General features: G+C 39.3%; 11 protein-coding genes. All 11 read left to right on the forward strand.

The window, feature by feature from the left end:
• Positions 1-110 precede the first annotated feature (110 nt).
• The 11 genes from JIV24_RS09240 (at position 111) to JIV24_RS09290 (ending at position 20,142) form a co-directional block, all read left to right on the forward strand.
• On the forward strand, positions 111-2,738 hold the full coding sequence (locus JIV24_RS09240; protein ID WP_200464749.1) for a right-handed parallel beta-helix repeat-containing protein: 2,628 nt from the start codon (positions 111-113) through the stop codon (positions 2,736-2,738).
• Entirely contained in the window at positions 2,731-4,476 is a 1,746-nt protein-coding gene (locus JIV24_RS09245; RefSeq protein WP_200464750.1) for an arylsulfatase, read from the forward strand. The genes JIV24_RS09240 and JIV24_RS09245 overlap by 8 nt, the downstream gene beginning before the upstream one ends.
• 236 nt (positions 4,477-4,712) lie before the next feature.
• Positions 4,713-6,212: a sulfatase family protein gene (locus JIV24_RS09250; protein ID WP_200464751.1), complete on the forward strand. Its 1,500-nt coding sequence runs from the start codon at positions 4,713-4,715 to the stop codon at positions 6,210-6,212.
• Complete coding sequence (locus tag JIV24_RS09255) at positions 6,202-7,797, forward strand: sulfatase-like hydrolase/transferase (protein ID WP_200464752.1); 1,596 nt, start codon at positions 6,202-6,204, stop codon at positions 7,795-7,797. The genes JIV24_RS09250 and JIV24_RS09255 overlap by 11 nt, the downstream gene beginning before the upstream one ends.
• An 8-nt stretch (positions 7,798-7,805) precedes the next feature.
• Positions 7,806-9,371, forward strand: coding sequence for a sulfatase family protein (locus JIV24_RS09260; RefSeq protein ID WP_200464753.1), 1,566 nt, complete (start codon positions 7,806-7,808; stop codon positions 9,369-9,371).
• Positions 9,371-10,894 carry a sulfatase-like hydrolase/transferase gene (locus JIV24_RS09265; RefSeq protein WP_200464754.1) on the forward strand — a complete coding sequence of 508 codons (1,524 nt, stop codon included), beginning with the start codon at positions 9,371-9,373 and terminating at the stop codon, positions 10,892-10,894. The genes JIV24_RS09260 and JIV24_RS09265 overlap by 1 nt, the downstream gene beginning before the upstream one ends.
• A 19-nt stretch (positions 10,895-10,913) precedes the next feature.
• Positions 10,914-12,764, forward strand: coding sequence for an alpha-L-fucosidase (locus JIV24_RS09270; protein WP_200464755.1), 1,851 nt, complete (start codon positions 10,914-10,916; stop codon positions 12,762-12,764).
• A 196-nt stretch (positions 12,765-12,960) separates the two neighbouring features.
• The gene (locus JIV24_RS09275; RefSeq protein ID WP_200464756.1) at positions 12,961-14,535 is read left to right on the forward strand and encodes a sulfatase family protein; all 1,575 of its coding nucleotides are present in this window, start codon (positions 12,961-12,963) and stop codon (positions 14,533-14,535) included.
• 2 nt (positions 14,536-14,537) lie between these two features.
• Positions 14,538-15,695, forward strand: a complete 1,158-nt coding sequence (locus JIV24_RS09280) for an alpha-L-fucosidase (protein ID WP_200464757.1) — start codon at positions 14,538-14,540, stop codon at positions 15,693-15,695.
• A 16-nt stretch (positions 15,696-15,711) separates the two neighbouring features.
• On the forward strand, positions 15,712-18,054 hold the full coding sequence (locus JIV24_RS09285) for a right-handed parallel beta-helix repeat-containing protein (RefSeq protein WP_200464758.1): 2,343 nt from the start codon (positions 15,712-15,714) through the stop codon (positions 18,052-18,054).
• A gap of 264 nt (positions 18,055-18,318) precedes the next feature.
• A complete protein-coding gene (locus tag JIV24_RS09290; RefSeq protein WP_200464759.1) occupies positions 18,319-20,142 on the forward strand; it encodes a sulfatase-like hydrolase/transferase in 1,824 nt (607 codons plus the stop codon).
• Positions 20,143-20,245 lie beyond the last annotated feature (103 nt).

The raw sequence follows: 20,245 nt of genomic DNA on the forward strand, positions 1-20,245 counted from the left end.
ACTAGTAAGTGCAGTAAATAAGACATACAATTACATATTTAACACATGCTATACAACAAACATGACTTAATTGCATTGCTTTAACAACAGATTACCAAGTTATATACAGTATGCATAAACTATTAGCAATATCCATTTTACTCGTTTTTACAAGCATAGGTAAGGCATTAGAATTATATGTTTCACCAACAGGCCACGATAACAATAAGGGTTCAAAAGAGTATCCTTTCAAGACAATTATTGGTGCCCGTAATCACATCAGAACCCTTTCTAATTTTGATAGAAGACAAAATATTACAGTCTATCTGGAAGATGGGACTTATCAAATTGACGAAACTATAAGCTTTGCATTAGAAGATAGTGCTCCTGATGGATATACTTATTCTTACTGCTCAGCAGAAGACGCAAAACCGAAACTTAGTTCAGGAATAACTATCTCAAACTGGAGACAGCTTAATACCACCGTGAATCATTTGCCCCAAAACTCAATTAAACATGTATGGGTTACTGATTTACCTTCGGGATTAAAGCCATTTTATGTTCTTTATGATGGTGATAAACGCTTAACTCGTGCACGAAGCAAAGGTTTTCAAATGTCACAAGTTATTTTTAAGAAGTTTGCTAGCCGTAATGTCGCAAAGCTAGAAGACCGACCTTTATTAAGGCAAATACCTTTTCCTGCTAATGAGATTCAAAACTGGCCCAACCTAAATGATATTGAAGTATTCTTTTGTCCCGTTCCATGGTGCGTTAACTTCTCACCTCTTGAAAGTGTGGACGAAGAAAATAAAATAGCCTGGTTAAAATATGAGGCCAACTCTCCTCCATTTACCACACCTAAAGATTATAACCCTGCCTATATTGAAAATGCCATTATCTATCTGGATGAACCAGGGGAATGGGTAGTTGATACTAAGCAAGGAAAAATATACTATTGGCCAGTAAATGGCAAGCCAAGTGATAATATTATAGCACCTCAACTAATGGAATACATTAAAGTTGAGGGACAAATTAATTACGATAAGGAGGTTGACAAAGCTGTTAAAAATATAACATTTAAAGGCTTGACATTTAAACATGGTAATCGCTATCAGTGGTGGGATGATCATAAAGGATGGGGTATTCAGCACGACTGGGACAAATTTGATCATGCCAATGCCTTGCTACGATTCAGAGGTGCGGAAAACTGTCGGGTTGAAGAATGTCATTTCACAGCATCAGGCTGTTCTGCCATTCGCCTGGATTTACATGCCCAAAATATAGCCATTGAAAATAACCTTATTAATTACGTTGGGCACATGGGTATTTTGCTATGTGGTTATGGACCTGGCACCAAAGATGTAAATAAAAACAACCGCATTGTAAATAATATTATTGACCACTGCGGTGAAGTCATCTGGCACGGCCATGCCATTTTCGTATGGCAGAGTGGTGAAAATTATATTGCCCACAATTTGATACAAAATTGTCCGCGTAAAGCCATCGGCATTTGTGGTGTTCGCGGACCAATATTTAAGGAGGGACAGGCCGTTGATTGGGACGAAGCCAGTAAAACATTACGTTGGAACGAACTGGATTCGGCGCTTCAAAGCCCGGAGAACGTTACTCAAGAAGCACTTCTGCCCTACCTTCATGCCCGAAATAACCTTGTGGAATACAATGAAATTTATCGTTGCAGAACCAAAATCGGTGACGGTGCTGCGCTTAATGTATCAGGTGCCGGAACAGGTAACCAGGTTAATTCAAATATACTGATAGATGTAGTAGGTAACGGTTTACGTACTGATGATTGGCAACGCGGCACAACATTTGCCAACAACATTATCTGCAGTGGTGGCATTGTGCACAAAGGTCACAACCACATCATTAATAACCTGTTTATTAATACCAACATACGATTTACTACCTATCCTGAACAGCAAGCTTTTCCGGGTTCTATAGTAAGTAATAATGTGATGTATTTTACACGCAACAGTATTGAGCCTTATACAGAACGTAAAATATCTAATATCCACACACCAGATGATTGCATATTGAAAGACAATATTTATTATTCACTATCTCATAAAGAAAAAATCGAACATTTTCTCACTGCTAATCAAAACGAGAAATCTTGGGACAAAGGTTCAGTATCTCTAGATCCACTATTCGAAAACCAACTGCCTACTTATCGTAAGGTTAATCCCTCTGATTTTGTTTTATCAAAACATTCACCTGCCTATAATAAGGGTTTCAAGGCTATAGAATACGATAAAATAGGTTTGCTCAAATCCTACCCAACACATTTGCAAGCCATGGTTTTTCCAAAAGCAAGTGGAAAATGGTTATCACCAAATGCCTCCATATCCTTTTCTTCAATTAATAAGCGAGTTAAAAAGCATAAATATCAATTGTTATCAAGTGAAGAAGAACAAGACATTGAGTTTACAATTCAGACCAAGAATGAACACCAAGCCAATGCAATAATCGATTTAAACCTGAAGAAAGAAATAAATTCTATTCGACTCATTACCTCTGGTAAAGATGGTGATAGTCAACTCAACTCACTTACTATTTGGATTTCGAAAGACAATAAGAGTTGGAATGAAATATGGGCTAACGACCCATATCACACAAAAACAGGTCGTATATTCGACATCATACTTGAGCAACCTCAATCAGCACGATATATAAAAGTTGGATTAAAACAAAGCGGCGTATTAACTTTGAAACACATTAACATCTATGGAAATGAATAAAAACGTAATATATCTTTTCATCTTAATACTATTTACCGTCACAATCGCTACATCTGCAAAGGAAAAACAGAAACCAAACGTCATCATTGTTTTAACCGATGACCAAGGCTATGGAGAAATTGCAGCTCATGGCAATCCACATATACTTACACCACACATGGATCAGCTATACCACGACGGTATTAGGCTGGATAATTTTCATGTCAACTCTGTTTGCTCTCCATCACGTGCAGCATTATTAACCGGAAGGTACGCCAGCAGAACAGGTGTCTGGCATACGCTGGGTAGCCGCAATATCATGTGGCAGGAAGAAAAAACAATGGCCGACTTTTTTAAGAGTAACGGCTATGTAACTATGATGTCAGGTAAATGGCATTTGGGCGACAACTACCCTTATCGTCCGGAAGATAAAGGTTTTGAAAATGTATTCCGTATTGGTGGTGGCAGCTTGGGACAAATAGGCGATTATTGGGGGAATGGACTATGGGATGCCCATTATTGGGATGGAACAGAATGGATGCCAACTGACGGCTATTGTACCGATGTACAATTTGATGCTGTTTTTGATTTCGTGAGAAAGAACAAGAACAAGCCGTTCTTCACCTATCTAGCAACAACTGCACCCCACTCACCCATTGGAGCTGATGATAAATATGTCAATCCATACATTAGGATGGGTTTAAAGGAAAATGTTGCCAAGTTCTACGGTATGGTAACCAACATAGATGAAAACCTAGGGAAATTACGACAATTGCTTTCTGAATTGAGCATTACCGATAACACCATTTTAATATTTGCATCTGACAATGGTTCTGCTTGCGACAAACAAGGTGAGCCATACAATGCCGGCATGCGTGGTCATAAAGGTTCATGCTACGATGGAGGTCATCGGGTTCCTTGTTTCATCTATTGGCCTGATGGAAATCTAAAGGGAGGTTTGCATATTACTGATGCAACTGCGCACATCGACTTATTACCCACTTTGCTGGCCACCTGCGATATCAAAAACTCATTCGATGTAGAATTTGATGGGATCAACCTACTCCCATTGCTAAATAATTCAGAAAACAAATGGCCAAAGCGCAATATCGTTACCGAAACCAAAGTCAATGGCCGTTCAAAATTATTTAAGTCAAGCACTGTGATTGCTAATGAATGGCGATTAGTGCAAGGCTCCGAGCTCTATAACATATCAAATGATCCATCACAAAAGACAGACCTTGCAGACATAGAAAATAAACAAGTTGAGTTACTACAAGTAAGCTACACAAACTGGTATAAAGACGTATCAGCACGTTTTAACGAAAAACAGCACATCCCGATTGGCACTAACCATGAAACAGTCCTACTAACTGCTATGGATGTATTCCCTACAAAAGAAGGTGCCAGTGCTAAAACTGTTTGGAACCAGAAAGGTGTTGCCAAAGCTCAAATGAATCATGGTGTTTGGGCTATTGATGTAATGACCGAGGGAGATTACTGTATTGAACTTTATCGCTGGGCTCCTGAATTAGATTTAGCTTTCAACAAAACACTTCCTAAAAGTAAAGATGTCGTTTTCACCGAAGCGGGTATCAACATTCAAGATAAGGACATGAATCAAGCAATATCTGGCAACGAAAAATACATCTCCTTTAATGTAAATCTAAAAAAGGGACAATGTTTGCTGGATGCTAATCTTACAACTGAAAAAGGAAAAGCAACATCAGCCTATTATGTCATCATTCAAAAACGATAAGAAATACATCTCTAACTACGAAGGTAATCGCATGGTTACCTTTTTTTATGCCCAAACTGTGCAATTCAAACCAATTATCGTGAAATTTAATTTACAATCAGGCTGGTCTCATGCTATTTTTACTGTCTCAACAAAGGGTGAGACTATAAAAGGGTACCATTTGCACCCCAATTGAACTGATGCGACCAAATAAAACCAAGCCTTTACTATTATTGCTTTTAGAAATGACAACCATTATGAAAAAGAGACTTCTATATTTATTAACGTGCTTTACCATAACCACATTGTTATACTCTCAGGAAAATCGCCCCAACATCATTCTTGTTATGTGTGATGATTTAGGCTATGGTGATACAGGCTTTAATGGAAGTACAGTTGTTCAAACTCCCAATCTGGATAAATTGGCTGCAAAAGGAGCAGTATTCACACGTTTCTTTTCCGGAGCCCCGGTTTGCTCACCAACAAGGGGAACCTGTTTAACCGGGCGTCATCATTTTAGATATGGCATATGGAAAGCCAATACAGGACGTTTGCCAAAAGAGGAAATAACCATTCCTAAGGTTTTACATGACAATGGCTACTCAACGGCTCACTTTGGCAAATGGCACTTGGGTGTGCCCAATATAAATCAGAAAGGCAAAGGCGGTGGTCAACAGAATATGTGCTTGCCCGAATGGTTCAACTACGACGAACACTTTATCACTCACCATTCTGTAGCACTTTATAATCCTTTTGGATCAGATGGTAAGGAAGCTATTTCAACAGGCAATCCATACTGGCACAATGGCGAGAGAGTAATCGATAATATAATTGGCGACGACAACCGTATTATAATGGACAGAGTTATACCGTGGTTAGATAATCTATCGAAAAAAGATGATCCATTCTTTATGGTATTATGGTGGCATACACCACATAAACCTGTTGATGCCAGTCCTGAACACAGGGCGATTTACAAGCATCTCTCGGAGTCGGAACAAAAATACTATGGTGCCATTACCGCCATGGACCAACAAATGGGCAGAATGGTAAAAACACTTAAAGCCAATGGCCAACTAGAAAATACGATGCTTTGGTTCTGTAGTGATAACGGGCCAATTAAACCAGGTTCAACAGCCGGATTAAAAGGCAGTAAAGGGCAGCTCTTTAATGGAGGTGTTGTTGTACCAGCTTTTCTTTATTGGGAAAGCCATGTCAATGCAGGCGATGTGATAGAAACACCTTGCTCAACCCTCGACTATCTGCCTACTATTTTTGACATTTTGAATATCCCTCAGGTTAGCGATCGTCCTATTGATGGTCTTAGTTTGTACCCAATAATAAAAGGAGAAACTACCAAACGAGACAAAGGAATTCCGTTCCGTTTTGAGAATTCTCGCGGCGGGTCACCACGAGGAGGATGCTTAAAAGGTAACTACAAATACCTCACTTGGTTTGACCAAACAGGTCAGCAAAATGATGTCCTCTTCAACATCATGGCCGATATGAAAGAAGCGAATGACATCAGCACTCATCATCCGGATATTGTGGAGGAACTAAAAACAGAAACAAATGCTTTTCTTGAATCAGCTAAATTAAGTTTTGAAGGAGCCGATTATCAAGATGCCAACTATCAGCCTGTTGGACCTTGGTGGGGTAAGGATTTAAAAGCATCAGGCGGCAAAAAAGGTGGTAAGAATTCCAAAAAACAGAACAAAGAAAAGAAATCTAAAGAAGCCAAAAACAATGAAAGATAATATCTACAAGCTGCTCGTATTTCTATTAATACTTTGCACAGCTTCTAACATAAAAGCCAATAATGCTTGTAAAAATAAAAAGAAGCCCAACATCATATTTCTTTTGGCCGATGATTTAATTTACAACAGCTTAGGTTACCTTGGCGATAATGACTTTAAAACACCCAACCTGGATAAACTGGCCAAACAAGGCATTACCTTTACAAAATCTTATAACACAACAGCTATCTGCATGGCATCGCGTGCGCAATATATGACAGGTTTGTATGAGTTCAGCACCGGTTGCAATTTCACCCATGGAAACCTTAACTATGAAACATGGGAACAATCCTACCCTCACCTACTCAAACGCAATGGCTACACTACAGGCTTTGCTGGCAAATTTGGCTTTCATGTTGATGAAGCCAATGGTAAAAAAGGTAGTTCGGCAACCGTAAAACCATCATTCGACTGGTGGTGTGGTTGGATGGGACAAGGCAGTTATGAAATGCTTAAAAACAAAGAAGCTGTTGAATATCAGAAAACCCATGAAGGCGAAGAGGAACATACAACATATGCTTTGGGAAAGATGGGTGCTGAATTTGTATCAACACATGCAAAAACAGATAAACCTTTTTGTTTATCCATAAGCTTTAAGGCACCCCATACGCCATATGCGATAGACCCACGCTATGAACAACTATATGCCGAAACTGAATTTAATAAACCTGGCAATTTTGGAGAAGGGGACCAACTATCTAAAAATGCACAAAGTGGTCGCCCATTTTCAAAAGGCAAAACCTGGATGAAAGATTTTCAAGGTACGATGAGCAAATACCATACAATGGTTCACGGTATGGATGTAGCCATTGGAATGATTGTATCAGAACTTGAAAAACAGGACATTGCAGACAATACCATCATCATATTTACATCAGACAATGGACATTTTAATGGTTCCAAATCTTTAGGCGGCAAACTATATGCCTACGAAGAAGGATCACGTGCCCCATTAATTGTATATAACCCAATGCTACCCAAAAACAAACGAATTCAAACTATAGATGCCCTATCAGGCAATATCGACCTTGCTCCTACCATCCTCGATTTGGCTAAAGTTGACATCCCGGAACATTATCAGGGAAAAAGCCTGGTGCCTGTAATTGAAGGTAAAAAGAAAGATATCCACGAATCGTTAATGTTAATTAATGTATGGGGCATTCGCTCTTCTCAATCCTTGGGTATTGTTACCAAAGACTGGAAGTACATCTACTGGATGTATGGTGCAGAAGGATTTAAAACCACTGAAGAATTATTTGACCTTAATAATGACGCGCTTGAACAAAATAACCTGATCAACAATAAATCAGCTCAAGCCACTCTATTGGAAATACAAAATATTTATGATGCCTGGCTAAACACCTGGTCTAATAAAATGGTGAATGGCAATGGATACCCCAAATATGTGAAACTGGGCGACAGAAACATATCCTTCGAATCGCATCCCTGGGACATGGTAAAAAGCATGTATCCCGATCAGGATAAGGTGAAGAACAAAGCGGCCAAGAAAAATAAGAAGCAAAAGAAACCCAAGAATAATAACTAATGACAAAAATGAAGAAAACTGATATAAAACTAATTGCAGTATTGTTGTTTGGAATAGTGAGTGTTATCAGCGCTCAAAAAGCCCCCAACATTCTGTTTATTATGTCTGACGACCATGCCTCTGCCACCATTGGCGCATATAACAGTCATTTAAAAGATGTGGTAGAAACACCAAACATCGATCGCCTGGCTGACGAAGGCGCTTTATTGGAGAATTGTTTCTGCACCAATGCCTTGTGTGCACCAAGCCGGGCAACCATATTAACCGGTCAATACAGTCATAAAAGTGGTGTATATACCCTACGAGAGCATTTAAATACAAAAAACAAACCATCTGTTGCCAAATCACTGAATTCAGCTGGTTACCAAACTGCTGCTATTGGAAAATGGCATGTACATGGCGACAACTTGAATGGATTTGACTTTTATGCGGTAACTCTAAGTCAGGGTGCTTATTATAATCCATCTTTCTCCACTAAAGAAGGTAAAATTCGTCGCGAAGGTTATTCATCTGACATCATTACCGATGTATCACTTGAGTGGTTGGAAAAGCGAGATAAAGAGAAGCCCTTTTACCTGATGACACATTTTAAAGCAGCACATGGCCCTTGGCAACCTGCCGAGAGGCATAAAAACCTATACAATGACGTTACCATTCCTGAGCCGAAAACACTCTTTGACGATTATTCAAAACAAAACCCAATGGGTGTTGGTGGCACACAAGCTCGAATTCATGAGCCAGGAAGTAATCACTCATTATCATTGTGGTTTCAGAAAGGAAAAAAAGGAAAAGGCGGATGGCCTACAGGTGAGATTACTTTTGAAGAAGGCCTAAGTGACAAAGAAATTAAAAAACAGACTTATCAGAAGTATGCTAAAGATTACCTGCGTTGTGTTAAAGGTATAGATGAGAATGTAGGGCGCCTACTAGCTTATTTAGAGAAAGAAGGTGAATTGGATAATACCATTATTGTATATACCTCAGACCAGGGAATGTATGTGGGCGAACACGGCTTATTCGATAAGCGTCTGGGCTTTGAAGAGGCATTAAGAATGCCGTTCGTTATCCGCTATCCGAAAGAAATAAAAGCCGGCCAACGTATCGATAACATTGTTAACAATGTAGATTTTGCCGAAACTTTTCTTGACTATGCAAATACAGACATCCCAGAAAAGATGCAAGGTTATAGTTTCCGTCCAATTCTGAAAGGAAAAAAGCCCTTGTACGACAGAAAATGCTCTTTTTACGGGTTCTATTCTTCGGGCTGTCCCGACCATTATGGTATCCGCACAAAAAACTACAAACTACTCAAATACATTGGCAAGGATAAAAAGGTAGGCTATGATTTATTCGATCTTAAAAATGACCCATACGAAACAGTCAACCTTGCCGATAATGAAACTCACAAGGCAACCTTTGACAAACTAAATGCTTTGCTTGCCGAAGAGATGAAAAACATTGATATCGGAGAGGAATACCTTCCCGGAACGGAAGACTGGAAGTTATTTGTTGATTATGGTGATAACCTTCAGGGTAAAAAGAAAAACAAGAATAAAAAACAAAAAAATAAGTAATGCGATTAGTCAGATTTAAAACACTCATCCTCATTGCAGCTTTGGTAGTTAACTTAAGCTATACAGCCAAGGCTAATAATAAGAAAAAGGAACGCCCCAACTTTGTGGTTATCATGTGTGATGATGTCAGTCATGATATGTTTGGCTGCTATGGCAACGAGGAAGTTAAAACGCCTAACATAGACAAACTGGCACAGGAAGGTGTTTACTTTCAAACAGCCTGGAACTCGGCATTATGCTGCCCTGCGCGTGCAGAAATTATGACAGGCAAATATGCTACAACAACAGGTTTTTGGAACAATGGCTTTGCCATTCCCCAGGAAGATGGTAGCAATAATTTGTTTGAACATCATACTGCCTTTTCGAAAATTTTAAATGACAATGGCTATCGTACAGCCGTTGCCGGCAAATGGCATATTGGTGGTGCTGAGCATGAGTTCGATCCCATTGTAGGATTTGACGAGTACTGCATGTGGCAAGGCTTAAAAGAAGTGAAGATATTGCTCAATCAGGATAGCTGGGAAGGTGGCTGGGAAGCAACCGGAAAAACTGCCCGATACTGGAACCCTTGTGTTATTCAGAATGGAGAGTTGATTAAAACCACACCAAATGATTTCGGTCCGGATATCTATACTGGTTTCATCTGTGATTTTATCGACAGAAGTGCAAAGGCTGATGAGCCCTTTTTGGCATACTACCCGATGGTAGCACCACATGGCCCGTATGTTGAAGTACCTACCAGGACCGATGCTGGGAGTAATGATCCACAAAAAGAATCCAAAGTATCAAACGAGCAGCGCTTTGTTGAGTTGGTTGATTACATTGATATCTTGGTTGGGCGGATTCTGAATCAATTGGAAGAATCAGGAGTGGCTGAAAATACAGTCGTCATTTTTACATCTGACAATGGAACTGCGGTTACAGCTAAATCCAGAGGTGTTGAGCGAGGCTGTCATATTCCATTTGTTGTAGCTGGCAAAGGCATAAAGCAAAGGGGGCTAAGCACTGAATTATGTGATGCCACTGATATACTACCCACATTGGTAGACTTTGCTAAAGCAGATGCACCAAAGGGGTTTGAGTGTGATGGAGAGAGCCTGATGCCTTTCTTAACCGGCAAAACAGATGCTCACAAAGATGTTATTCATTCCTGCATTGGAACAACCCAATTATTACGAACCAAATCCTACTTATTAGAAGTAATTTGCCCGGTTCTAGGTGTTCCTCAAGGGCGTTTTTATTACACAGGTGAAAACCATAGTGGTAACAATTACACACGTGCAGAAAATGTTCCTGAGCATGAAGAAGTACGTCAGATGTTTCAAAATATCCTGGACGAAAAGTATGTGGGCTTAACGAAAGACCATCCATATTTCTTAGAAAAAGGTGGCAAGAAATTTCTAAAGCTATACACTAAAGCTAAGCCGGCCGACAAACATTTACACAACCATAAAGACTACCAAAAGTATGACGAGACAATCACTTTTGATGAATCAACTAAATGGTATGAAAACGGAGATTAACAAGCTCAAATTAACTATAATGCATAAAAAATTCACAACATTACTATCCGCTGCATTAGCATTGCTAATGATAGTGAGTGCCTGTTCAACAGGCGATAAAGAGAGCATCGCTGATAACTCAATCAACATTCGTAAGCAAGCCCTAAAAGAATGGAAAGACATGAAGTTTGGCATGTTCATTCATTGGGGTGTTTACTCAATACCTGCAGGCGTTTGGGAAGGTAAGCAAATTGAAAAATTAGGTGAGCAAATCCAACGGCATGCATACATTTCGGATGAAGATTATCAGGAAATAGCAGCCCAGTTTAATCCGGTTAATTTTGATGCTGATAAAATAGTCCAACTAGCCAAAAATACGGGTATGAACTACATTGTGCTTACCGCCAAACATCACGATGGCTTCTGCATGTTCGACAGTCAACACACCGACTTTGATATTATTGATAAAGCAGCCTACAAGAAAGATATTCTTAAGGAACTGGCTGATGCCTGCCAAAAACATGGCTTGAAACTAGGCATCTACTACTCTACTCCCGACTGGCACTTTAACGGTCCCAATCCTGAAGTTAATCCACACGATGGTAAGATTTCCGTATTTAGCAAGGTTAGTAAGGAGAATGAAGACTTTCAGGTGAATCAGCTAAAAGAGTTGATGACCAACTATGGTGATATTGTAGAGCTATTCTTTGATATGGGAGAACCGACAGCTGCGCAAAGTAAACGATTTGCCGAAACAGTTCATGCCATACAGCCAAAGTGCGTTATCAATGGGCGTATAATGAATAACCAGGGGGATTTTATCACCATGCCCGATAACCATGTACCTGATGTACCTATTGACTCTTTAGCCTGGGAAACACCCGGTACCTTCTATCATACCTGGGGTTATAAATCTTGGGTCAAAGGAGCACCAGTTAAAGAGCAGGTTAAAAAGCAGATTCATAAACTAGCACAGATTGTAGCACGTGGCGGTAATTTCTTATTAAATATTGGACCTAAATCTGATGGTACTGTTATACCGTACGAAGAAGAGGTACTCACCAATATTGGCAACTGGATGGCTAAAAATAGTGAAGCAATCTATCAAACAGAAACAACACCTTTTGTTAAGCTACCATGGGGTGAGTGCACGCGAAAAGGCAATAAACTCTATTTCTTTGTACTGGATTGGCCAGAAAACAACCAATTGACGATTCCGGGTTTGACAAATAACATTACAAATGTTTATGCCTTAAACACAAAAGACAATCCTATTGCTCATTCTAAATTGGGAAATGATAAAGTGCTTGATATATCATCTATTCAAGCCGATGAAAATTTAAGTGTAATAGCCCTTGAATATGAGGGTGAATTAAATATTATTGCTCCTTATACAGCGACAAACGAAGATAATTCATTATCCATTGCCGGGAGTGATGCCGTTAAACATGGTAAATATGGTCGTGAAAGTTATCGATCAATCTTAAAAGACTATTATCGTTCGTGGGACTTTCAAGTTGATGAGCCTGGACTGTATGAGGTTAAAGTCACTTATAAAATGAATTACGACCTAAAAGATTATTGCATTGAGGTAGATAATCAAAAACTGGAATTTACTTTAACAGGTGATGGCTCGGTTATTGCCAAAAGTGAGATTATTGACGGAAACGAAGAAAAGAAAGCAACAACAAGTAAGGGAAAGAGCAAAAAGTACAATTGTGTTTCCATTGGTCAAATCGAAATTGATGAAGATATCAATACACTGCTTTTAAAACAAGGGCAAGAATTCGATTTTAAAGCAACCATTGTTGAATTTAAGCAACAAGACCCCAAATATCGCAGCATGAACATTGATATTGAGAAGATAGAACTGATACCAGTAAACTCATAGTTAAACCTTTAATCATTCAATAAGGCAGGTCGAATAGGCTTGCCTTTTTTTATTTGCATACGAAGTACTAACTTATCAATGTATAGTTTCAATAAGTTAACCATAGTACATTGTGAAAATTGTACCATACAATGTGAGAAATGAAACCTCGGTAATTGTTAGTGGTCTCTAAATTTGCTTAAAAACAGAATCAGATATGAAGTATTTAACGTTATCGATATACTTGCTTGCATTTGTTAGCAACTTACAGGTTTTTGGACAGGAGCAACCAAACGTACTTATTTTCATCACCGACGACCAGCACCGTTTGGAATATAACTTCCTCGAAGAAGGACGAAACGAAGATGGAACTCACAAAAACCTACAACCAACTCTTGACAAATTGGTAAATGAAGGCATTGTCTTTGAACAACAACATGTGGTAGCGGGTATCTGTACACCATCTCGCTATGCTTTATTAACAGGCCAGGTACCTTCAAGAGCCATCACCAAAGGTTTCCTTGCTGAAGAAAAGCGTTGCAGTCAGAAGAATCCTCATTTTAATGTAGGTATCACATCTAAAAATTACACCATTGCTAATATGTTTAAAGATGCTGGTTATTTTACTGGTGGAGTTGGTAAAAATCATGTGATAGATGGTGATGGTAAAATGTCGCATAGGATCAAGAAAAACGCCACACAAGAAGAAACAGAAAAACGTCTTAAGCACATACAGGCAGATAATATTGCTGCTTATAAAGCCTGTGGTTTCCATTTTGCAAAAAATATTTACCCAGGTAACCTGCCTGGCTTTTTACCCAAAAACCTTGAATTTCATAATACCGATTGGATCATAGATGGTGCTCTCGAATTTCTGGATGTCGCATCAAAAAAAGAAAACCCTTTCTTTTTATATTGTGCAACAACCGTTTCGCATGGTCCTGCAAAGTTAGGTACTAAATACAAAGGCAATAGAAAAGCAACGGCATGTGGATTCCTTGATGAAGCTGTTGATGTTATGCCTAGTCAGGAATCTATTGAAAAGCGCATAGCAGAAGCCAAGCTCGGTGATACTGCAAAAGATGCATTATGGTTAGACGATGCAATGACAGCCTTAATGGAAAAATTAGAAGCTATTGGCGAACTAGATAACACCATCATCTTTTTTATTACAGATAATGCTGTAGAGCATGGTAAGTTCACCTGTTACGAAGGAGGTACCAACACACCATCAGTTGTATGGGCACCAAAACTTATCCAAAAAGGTAAACGAACAGCTGCATTAGCTTCAAGTGTAGATATCGTGCCAACCATGGCCGAGATGTGTAACATCACTCTGCCTAAAAAAGTAAAGTTCGATGGAATTAGTCAGTTAGCCGTTTTAAAAGGTGAAAAAGAATCAGTCAGAGATAATATCTATCTAGAAGTTGGAGCTACACGTGCTATCGTAAAAGATGGATGGAAATACCTGGCCTTCCGTGTACCTGAAGAGCGTTCCACTTGGTCCTACGAAAAACGAAAAAAGCTAGCTGTCAATGGCAATCCAGATGACCCATTCACGCATATCTGCGACCGTCCGGCTGGCCGCGGTGGGGAATCACCTGCCTTGGCTTACTATCCTAATTATTACGATGCCGACCAACTGTATAATTTAGAAGAAGATCCGCATGAGCAAAACAATCTTGCGAAGAATCCTCAATATGCGTTAAAATTAGAGGAATTAAAAAACGTACTTATACAAGAGTTAAAAGACAAGCCAGGTACTTTCGGTGAGTTAAAACCAAAAAACTAGCTATGAAAAGACGCGAAATGATAAAGGTAAGTGCTGCAACTATCTGCTCCACTGCCTTGGCTTCAATTCTCCCCGAAGTCACTTGGGGCTGTAAACCTACAAGTCGCATCCCCTCATATTTGAAAGGGTATGAAAACCAATATAGAATTGACCCAAGAAGTGCTGCCCTCAAATACTTTAGTGAAGCAAAGTTTGGTTTATTTATTCATTATGGACTTTACACTTTGCTAGAAGGCTATTGGCAAGGCAAGCATTCCAAACCTGCTGAATGGGTGCAGTTTCGTGGAAAGATATCTTTAAAAGAGTATGAAAGCTTATCAGACAAATTTACCGCTAAAAAGTTTGATGCCGATTTCATAACAGATATGGCTCTCAATGCTGGTATGAAATACATCAATTTCACAACCAGACACCACGATAGTTTTTGCCTATTTGATTCAGAGTACACTGACTTTAAAAGTACTAACAGTCCTGCCAAGCGAGATTTAGTCAGAGAATTATCCGAACAGTGTCAGCAGAAGGGATTAGGGCTTTTCTTATACTATTCTCATGGTCGCGATTGGCGTCATCCACATGCGCCTAATAATGATAATTGGGGTGGTGCAGCACGACCAAAATATAATTCTATAGAAGAATCTTATAAATATGGTGAAGAGCATAATCTGGATATCTATCTGGATTTTATGAAGAATCAGATAACTGAACTACTTACTAATTACGGACCCATTGCCGGAATTTGGCTCGATGGAATTGGAACGCCTCTGTCAAAACCCGAACAAACGCATCTTTTTAAAGCACAAAACTTATACGATCATATCCATTCATTACAACCTCAAGTGCTTGTTTCATACAAACAGGGACTTTTAGGCACCGAAGACTTTAAAGCGCCTGAACGTCACTTTAAAGGAAGCTCCGAAGTACCACTCGAAATTTGCAATACACTACAGCCATACTCATGGGGATATGATAAAAACGATTCCGCAGGCCATAAATCACCCGATGAAGTAATGAATATGCTAGCCCATGCAAAAAGCATGAATGCTAACTTATTACTAAACACTGGGCCCCTACCCAATGGTTCAATTCATAAAGATGATTTAGCAACACTTAGAGAAGTGGGCAGACGAATCAGAAACATCGAATACAAAGTATACCAATAAGTAAAAACAAAATACAATGAAGAGTCTATTTTTAGCACTATTAATGATCCCCTTACTATATTCTTGTTGCAATGCACCGCAAGAATATTATGTATCGCCGGATGGCAAGGACCAAAACACTGGAACCATTGATGCTCCTTTTGCAAGTATCGAAGCTGCAAAGCAAGCCATTCGGAAACTAGATAAAAGCCAACGCGAGCAAAACATCACCGTTTATTTGCGTGGTGGCATTCACCAAATCTCTGAAACTGTACATTTTAGTTTGGAAGATTCAGCTCCTGAAGGTTATACATACACCTATAAAGCTTATCAGAATGAAAAACCAGTTATTAGTTCTGGCGTAAAAATTAATGATTGGAAAACAGCAGAACAACTACCAGAAAGCATAGCGAAAGATGCCGTAGGTAAAGTTTTAGTAGCTGATATACCGGAAAATATAAAACCATTTTATGTACTATTTGATGGTAACAAGCGCATCCCTCGTTCAAAAAAAGAAGGTTTTAAAATTTTACCCATGCATGCCATTGGTTTAGCTGACCATAAAGAAAAAACGGATGACAAAAAAGAGTACAATGCATCTCGTAGCATGAATGTATACGCACAAAAGGATCGGTATTTATTAAAGCAGTTTTATTTTGATGATCCGGAAGGCATCCTTAAAAACTGGGACAATATACAAGAAATAGAGGTTGGCTTTGCCCCTGTTCCCTGGGCAATGAACATTCTTCCCCTTGAAAAAATTGACTTCAAAACAAAAACAGCATATATCACCATTGAAGCAAATGCACCAGCTGGAGCTAAAAATAGTCACACTCAACCTTGGATCGAGAACGTATTGGAATATATTACTGAAGGATCTTTCGTTACAAAAGGTTCAAAAGTATATTACTGGCCTGCAAAAGGTAGTTCTACAGATAACATTTCGGCTCCTTCATTATTAGAATACTTTTTAGTAGCTGGTGAAACCAATTACAAAGAAGCGGCCGATGTTCCTACTAAGAATCTGGCCTTTGAAGGCATCACCTTTATGCATGGTAATCGCTACACATGGACTGCCGATCATAAAGGTTGGGGCATCCAGCACGATTGGGATAAGTTTGACAATGCCAACGCCATGTTTCGTTTCCGTGGTGCTGAAAATTGCAAGGTGGAAGCATGCCGATTTACAAACTCAGGTAACTCTGCCCTGCGCTTAGACCTACACTGCCAGAACATCACCATCAAAAACAATGTGATTGATTACGTAGGTCACATGGGTATACTGCTTTGTGGTTATGGACCAGGAACAAAAGATGTGAATAAGAATAACACTATAAGCAACAACCTTATTCATCATGTTGGGCAGGTTATTACACATGGTGCCGGCGTATTTGCCTGGCAAAGTGGTGAAAATACTATTTCGCACAACCTTATTCACCATGTACCACGCAAAGGTGTTGGACTATGCGGTGTGCGTACGCCAATATTAGCTAAAAAATGGTGCGACTTTGATGAGGGCTCCAAGACCATCCGTTGGAACGAGATTGACCCGACGATTGTTAATGAACTTGAAACAGAGAAATTATCATTAGGAGAATATTGGAAAAAAACATTACCCTACCTGCATGCACGAAACAACATTGTAGAGTATAACGAAGTTTATCGTGCTCTGGAGTATCTGGCTGATGGCTCTGTACTAAATGTATCCGGAGCTGGGACCGGAAATGTGGTTCGCAACAATTTTGTGCACCATATTGCCAGTCATGCATCAGGCGTACTACGCACCGACGATTGGCAGCGAGGAACCACTTTTATTAAAAACATTATTTACAACTCAAATATTTCAGGAATTGTACACAAAGGACACAACCACATCACTAATAACATGATTATCGATTGTAGTATTAAAGAATCAATTCGTTGGGCATCCTACCCTGATGAAGAAGCAGATTACGATTCAAAAGTTCAGAAGAACATCTTTTACGAGTCAGGCGACCGTATCAACTACTACCGTGAATCATACCGTGCATCAGAAGGTATTTCTTTACCACACAACTGCGATACAGACTACAACTTATTTTGGGTTGCGAAAAACCCAAAAGACAGTGAAAAACACATCAAAAATTGGAATGAGAGAGGTATTGAACTTAACAGCATCGCCGCCGATCCTTTATTTGTTGATATCGCCAATGCCAATTTTGAGTTAAAACCAGAGTCACCGGCCTTCAAATTGGGTTTTGAAGCGATTGATTTTGGATCAATTGGACTAACACATGAATTTCCGCAAGAATACTTAAAGTTAGATGTACCTGATGATGGGCGAAGAGCTAACTTCCATCGCCAAAAAAAGAGTGGTGAAAAATTATATGATTTCTGGTAAGCTACACACCTACTAAATACACCATTTTAAGCCGGCTAATTTTGTAGTCGGCTTTTTTAATCTCATAAACTAGTAAATAACACAAAAACTACATCAAGTCTTTAAAAACAAAAGCACCACTTGATTAAAATCATTAACCACTGTCTACCTGGCACATACAAACTGTTTTTGTTTGAGTAAATTTAGTGATACACCTTTATATGTCTAAAGAATCATAAACTGTCTTTTGAATTTTATGTTTGTACAAATCCATTTTATACAACCATGAATAATTACTTACAAAATGTCATTTGGGTCATTTGTCTATCGATTGCTTTTAAGAGCTTTGGAGGCATACATTGTCAAGCCCAAACCACCGATCAACCCAATATCATATTTCTCCTTACCGATGACCAACGTTTTGACGCTTTGGGTTGCATGGGAAATACAGAGATTCAAACTCCTGAAATAGATAAATTAGCCGAGCAAGGCACTTTATTTATGAACCATTACAACCCTACAGCCATCTGTATGGGTGCAAGGGCTGTTATTATGACCGGAATGTATGAGCATAAAACAGGTTGTAATTTTCAGCATGGACCACTAACCAAAGCCAAGTTTCAAAAATCATATCCTGTTCTACTTCGCGATGCAGGTTATTACACCGGTTTTGCGGGTAAATTTGGTTATGCTGTAAGCGAAAATGCAACCGACCCATCAACTTACAAATCAAATGATGTAATGCCAATGGCTGAGTTTGACTGGTGGCGCGGCTGGCCGGAACAAGGTTCGTACAAAACAGTTGAAAATGAGTTTATGGCCGAATATGCTGATGAATACCCACATGTATCAAAAGCACTAGGTGCGGCTGCTGTCGATTTTATTGAGTTAGCTCAAACACAAAGTAAACCATTTTGCCTTTCTGTTAGTTTTAAGGCGCCACATGGCCCGGTGAGTCCCGATCCGAATTACGATCACATATATGACGGACAAGCATTTACACCTCCTGACAATTATTGGATGGATGGAGCTGCTCACCTGCCCGATCAACCTAAATTGGGTCGCCAATATATGAACTTAGGCAATCATTGGGAGCCAAATTCTTACAATGCATCATTAGCCAAGTATTACAGGCTTGTTTACGGTGTTGATGTGGCGGTTGGCATGCTTATGGACCAACTAGAAGCTGATGGCTTAATGGATAACACAATCATCATTTTCACAACCGACAACGGGTATTTCTGTGGTTCACATGCCATGGGTGGTAAAGTTTTACCTTACGAAGAAGGCTCTAGAGCTCCTTTAATTATATATGATCCGGGATCAACAATGGCCGGTGAGGTGATTGAACCACTAACCGGTAATCATGATATGGCACCAACCATACTAGATTATGCTGGAATAGCTATTCCGGACAATATGGATGGTGTAAGTTTAAAGCCTCTGATGGACGGCACACAAACAAGTGTAAAACAACACCAAATGGTAGTGCAGGCCTGGGGAAGCAACCCAACCCATGCACTCACCGTATTACAGGATAACTATAAATACATGTACTGGTTTTATGGTGGCCTGGGTCTTACTCCTCAGGAAGAAATGTATGACCTGGATAATGACCCGGAAGAAATGAATAATCTGGTTTCTGATCCATTGTATAGTGCACAACTTGAGATTATGCGTGAGCTATACGACAGCTATGTGGACCAATGGAAATTGGATTGTGTTGATGCAGAACCAAAAAACAACTATAAAGAATATGGCATTCTGTATGACCGTCACAAACCCTGGTCCGATAAAACAGGAATCATGAAAGCTTCTCGTGATCCGGAAATACCAACAACCATTGAACTGCCTGAACAGGATGTGGATCTAAAAGTATATCCAAATCCGGTAAAAGATCAGTTCAGTATTACTCTGGATGGCTCTAAATCTTCAAATGTGAGTATTGATTTATTCGATTTAAAGGGACGTTACATTACAAAGTTATTTAATGGAAACTCTTCTGAGCTAAACACACAAACCTTCATTTCTCAATGGCCGGCAGGCATGTACCTGCTTCAATTTAACATTGACGGAGTTTACCACTCGGAGCATTTGATCGTCCAATAAAAAGCTATTAGACTTTGTCACAGTTAGCTTATCTTCGTTACCAATTCACAATTAAACATTGTTACAAATAAAAAAACGCCTGATGAATAACTTCATCAGGCGT

This window comes from Carboxylicivirga marina (genome assembly GCF_016612505.1).
In the GTDB taxonomy this organism is placed as follows: Bacteria; Bacteroidota; Bacteroidia; order Bacteroidales; family Marinilabiliaceae; genus Carboxylicivirga; species Carboxylicivirga marina.

What these genes read in the sequence shown, in the direction of transcription:
- JIV24_RS09240 (WP_200464749.1), top strand. Translation starts at nt 111, where the DNA reads ATGCATAAACTATTAGCAATATCCATTTTACTCGTTTTTACAAGCATA.
- JIV24_RS09245 (WP_200464750.1), top strand. Translation starts at nt 2,731, where the DNA reads ATGAATAAAAACGTAATATATCTTTTCATCTTAATACTATTTACCGTC.
- JIV24_RS09250 (WP_200464751.1), top strand. Translation starts at nt 4,713, where the DNA reads ATGAAAAAGAGACTTCTATATTTATTAACGTGCTTTACCATAACCACA.
- JIV24_RS09255 (WP_200464752.1), top strand. Translation starts at nt 6,202, where the DNA reads ATGAAAGATAATATCTACAAGCTGCTCGTATTTCTATTAATACTTTGC.
- JIV24_RS09260 (WP_200464753.1), top strand. Translation starts at nt 7,806, where the DNA reads ATGAAGAAAACTGATATAAAACTAATTGCAGTATTGTTGTTTGGAATA.
- JIV24_RS09265 (WP_200464754.1), top strand. Translation starts at nt 9,371, where the DNA reads ATGCGATTAGTCAGATTTAAAACACTCATCCTCATTGCAGCTTTGGTA.
- JIV24_RS09270 (WP_200464755.1), top strand. Translation starts at nt 10,914, where the DNA reads ATGCATAAAAAATTCACAACATTACTATCCGCTGCATTAGCATTGCTA.
- JIV24_RS09275 (WP_200464756.1), top strand. Translation starts at nt 12,961, where the DNA reads ATGAAGTATTTAACGTTATCGATATACTTGCTTGCATTTGTTAGCAAC.
- JIV24_RS09280 (WP_200464757.1), top strand. Translation starts at nt 14,538, where the DNA reads ATGAAAAGACGCGAAATGATAAAGGTAAGTGCTGCAACTATCTGCTCC.
- JIV24_RS09285 (WP_200464758.1), top strand. Translation starts at nt 15,712, where the DNA reads ATGAAGAGTCTATTTTTAGCACTATTAATGATCCCCTTACTATATTCT.
- JIV24_RS09290 (WP_200464759.1), top strand. Translation starts at nt 18,319, where the DNA reads ATGAATAATTACTTACAAAATGTCATTTGGGTCATTTGTCTATCGATT.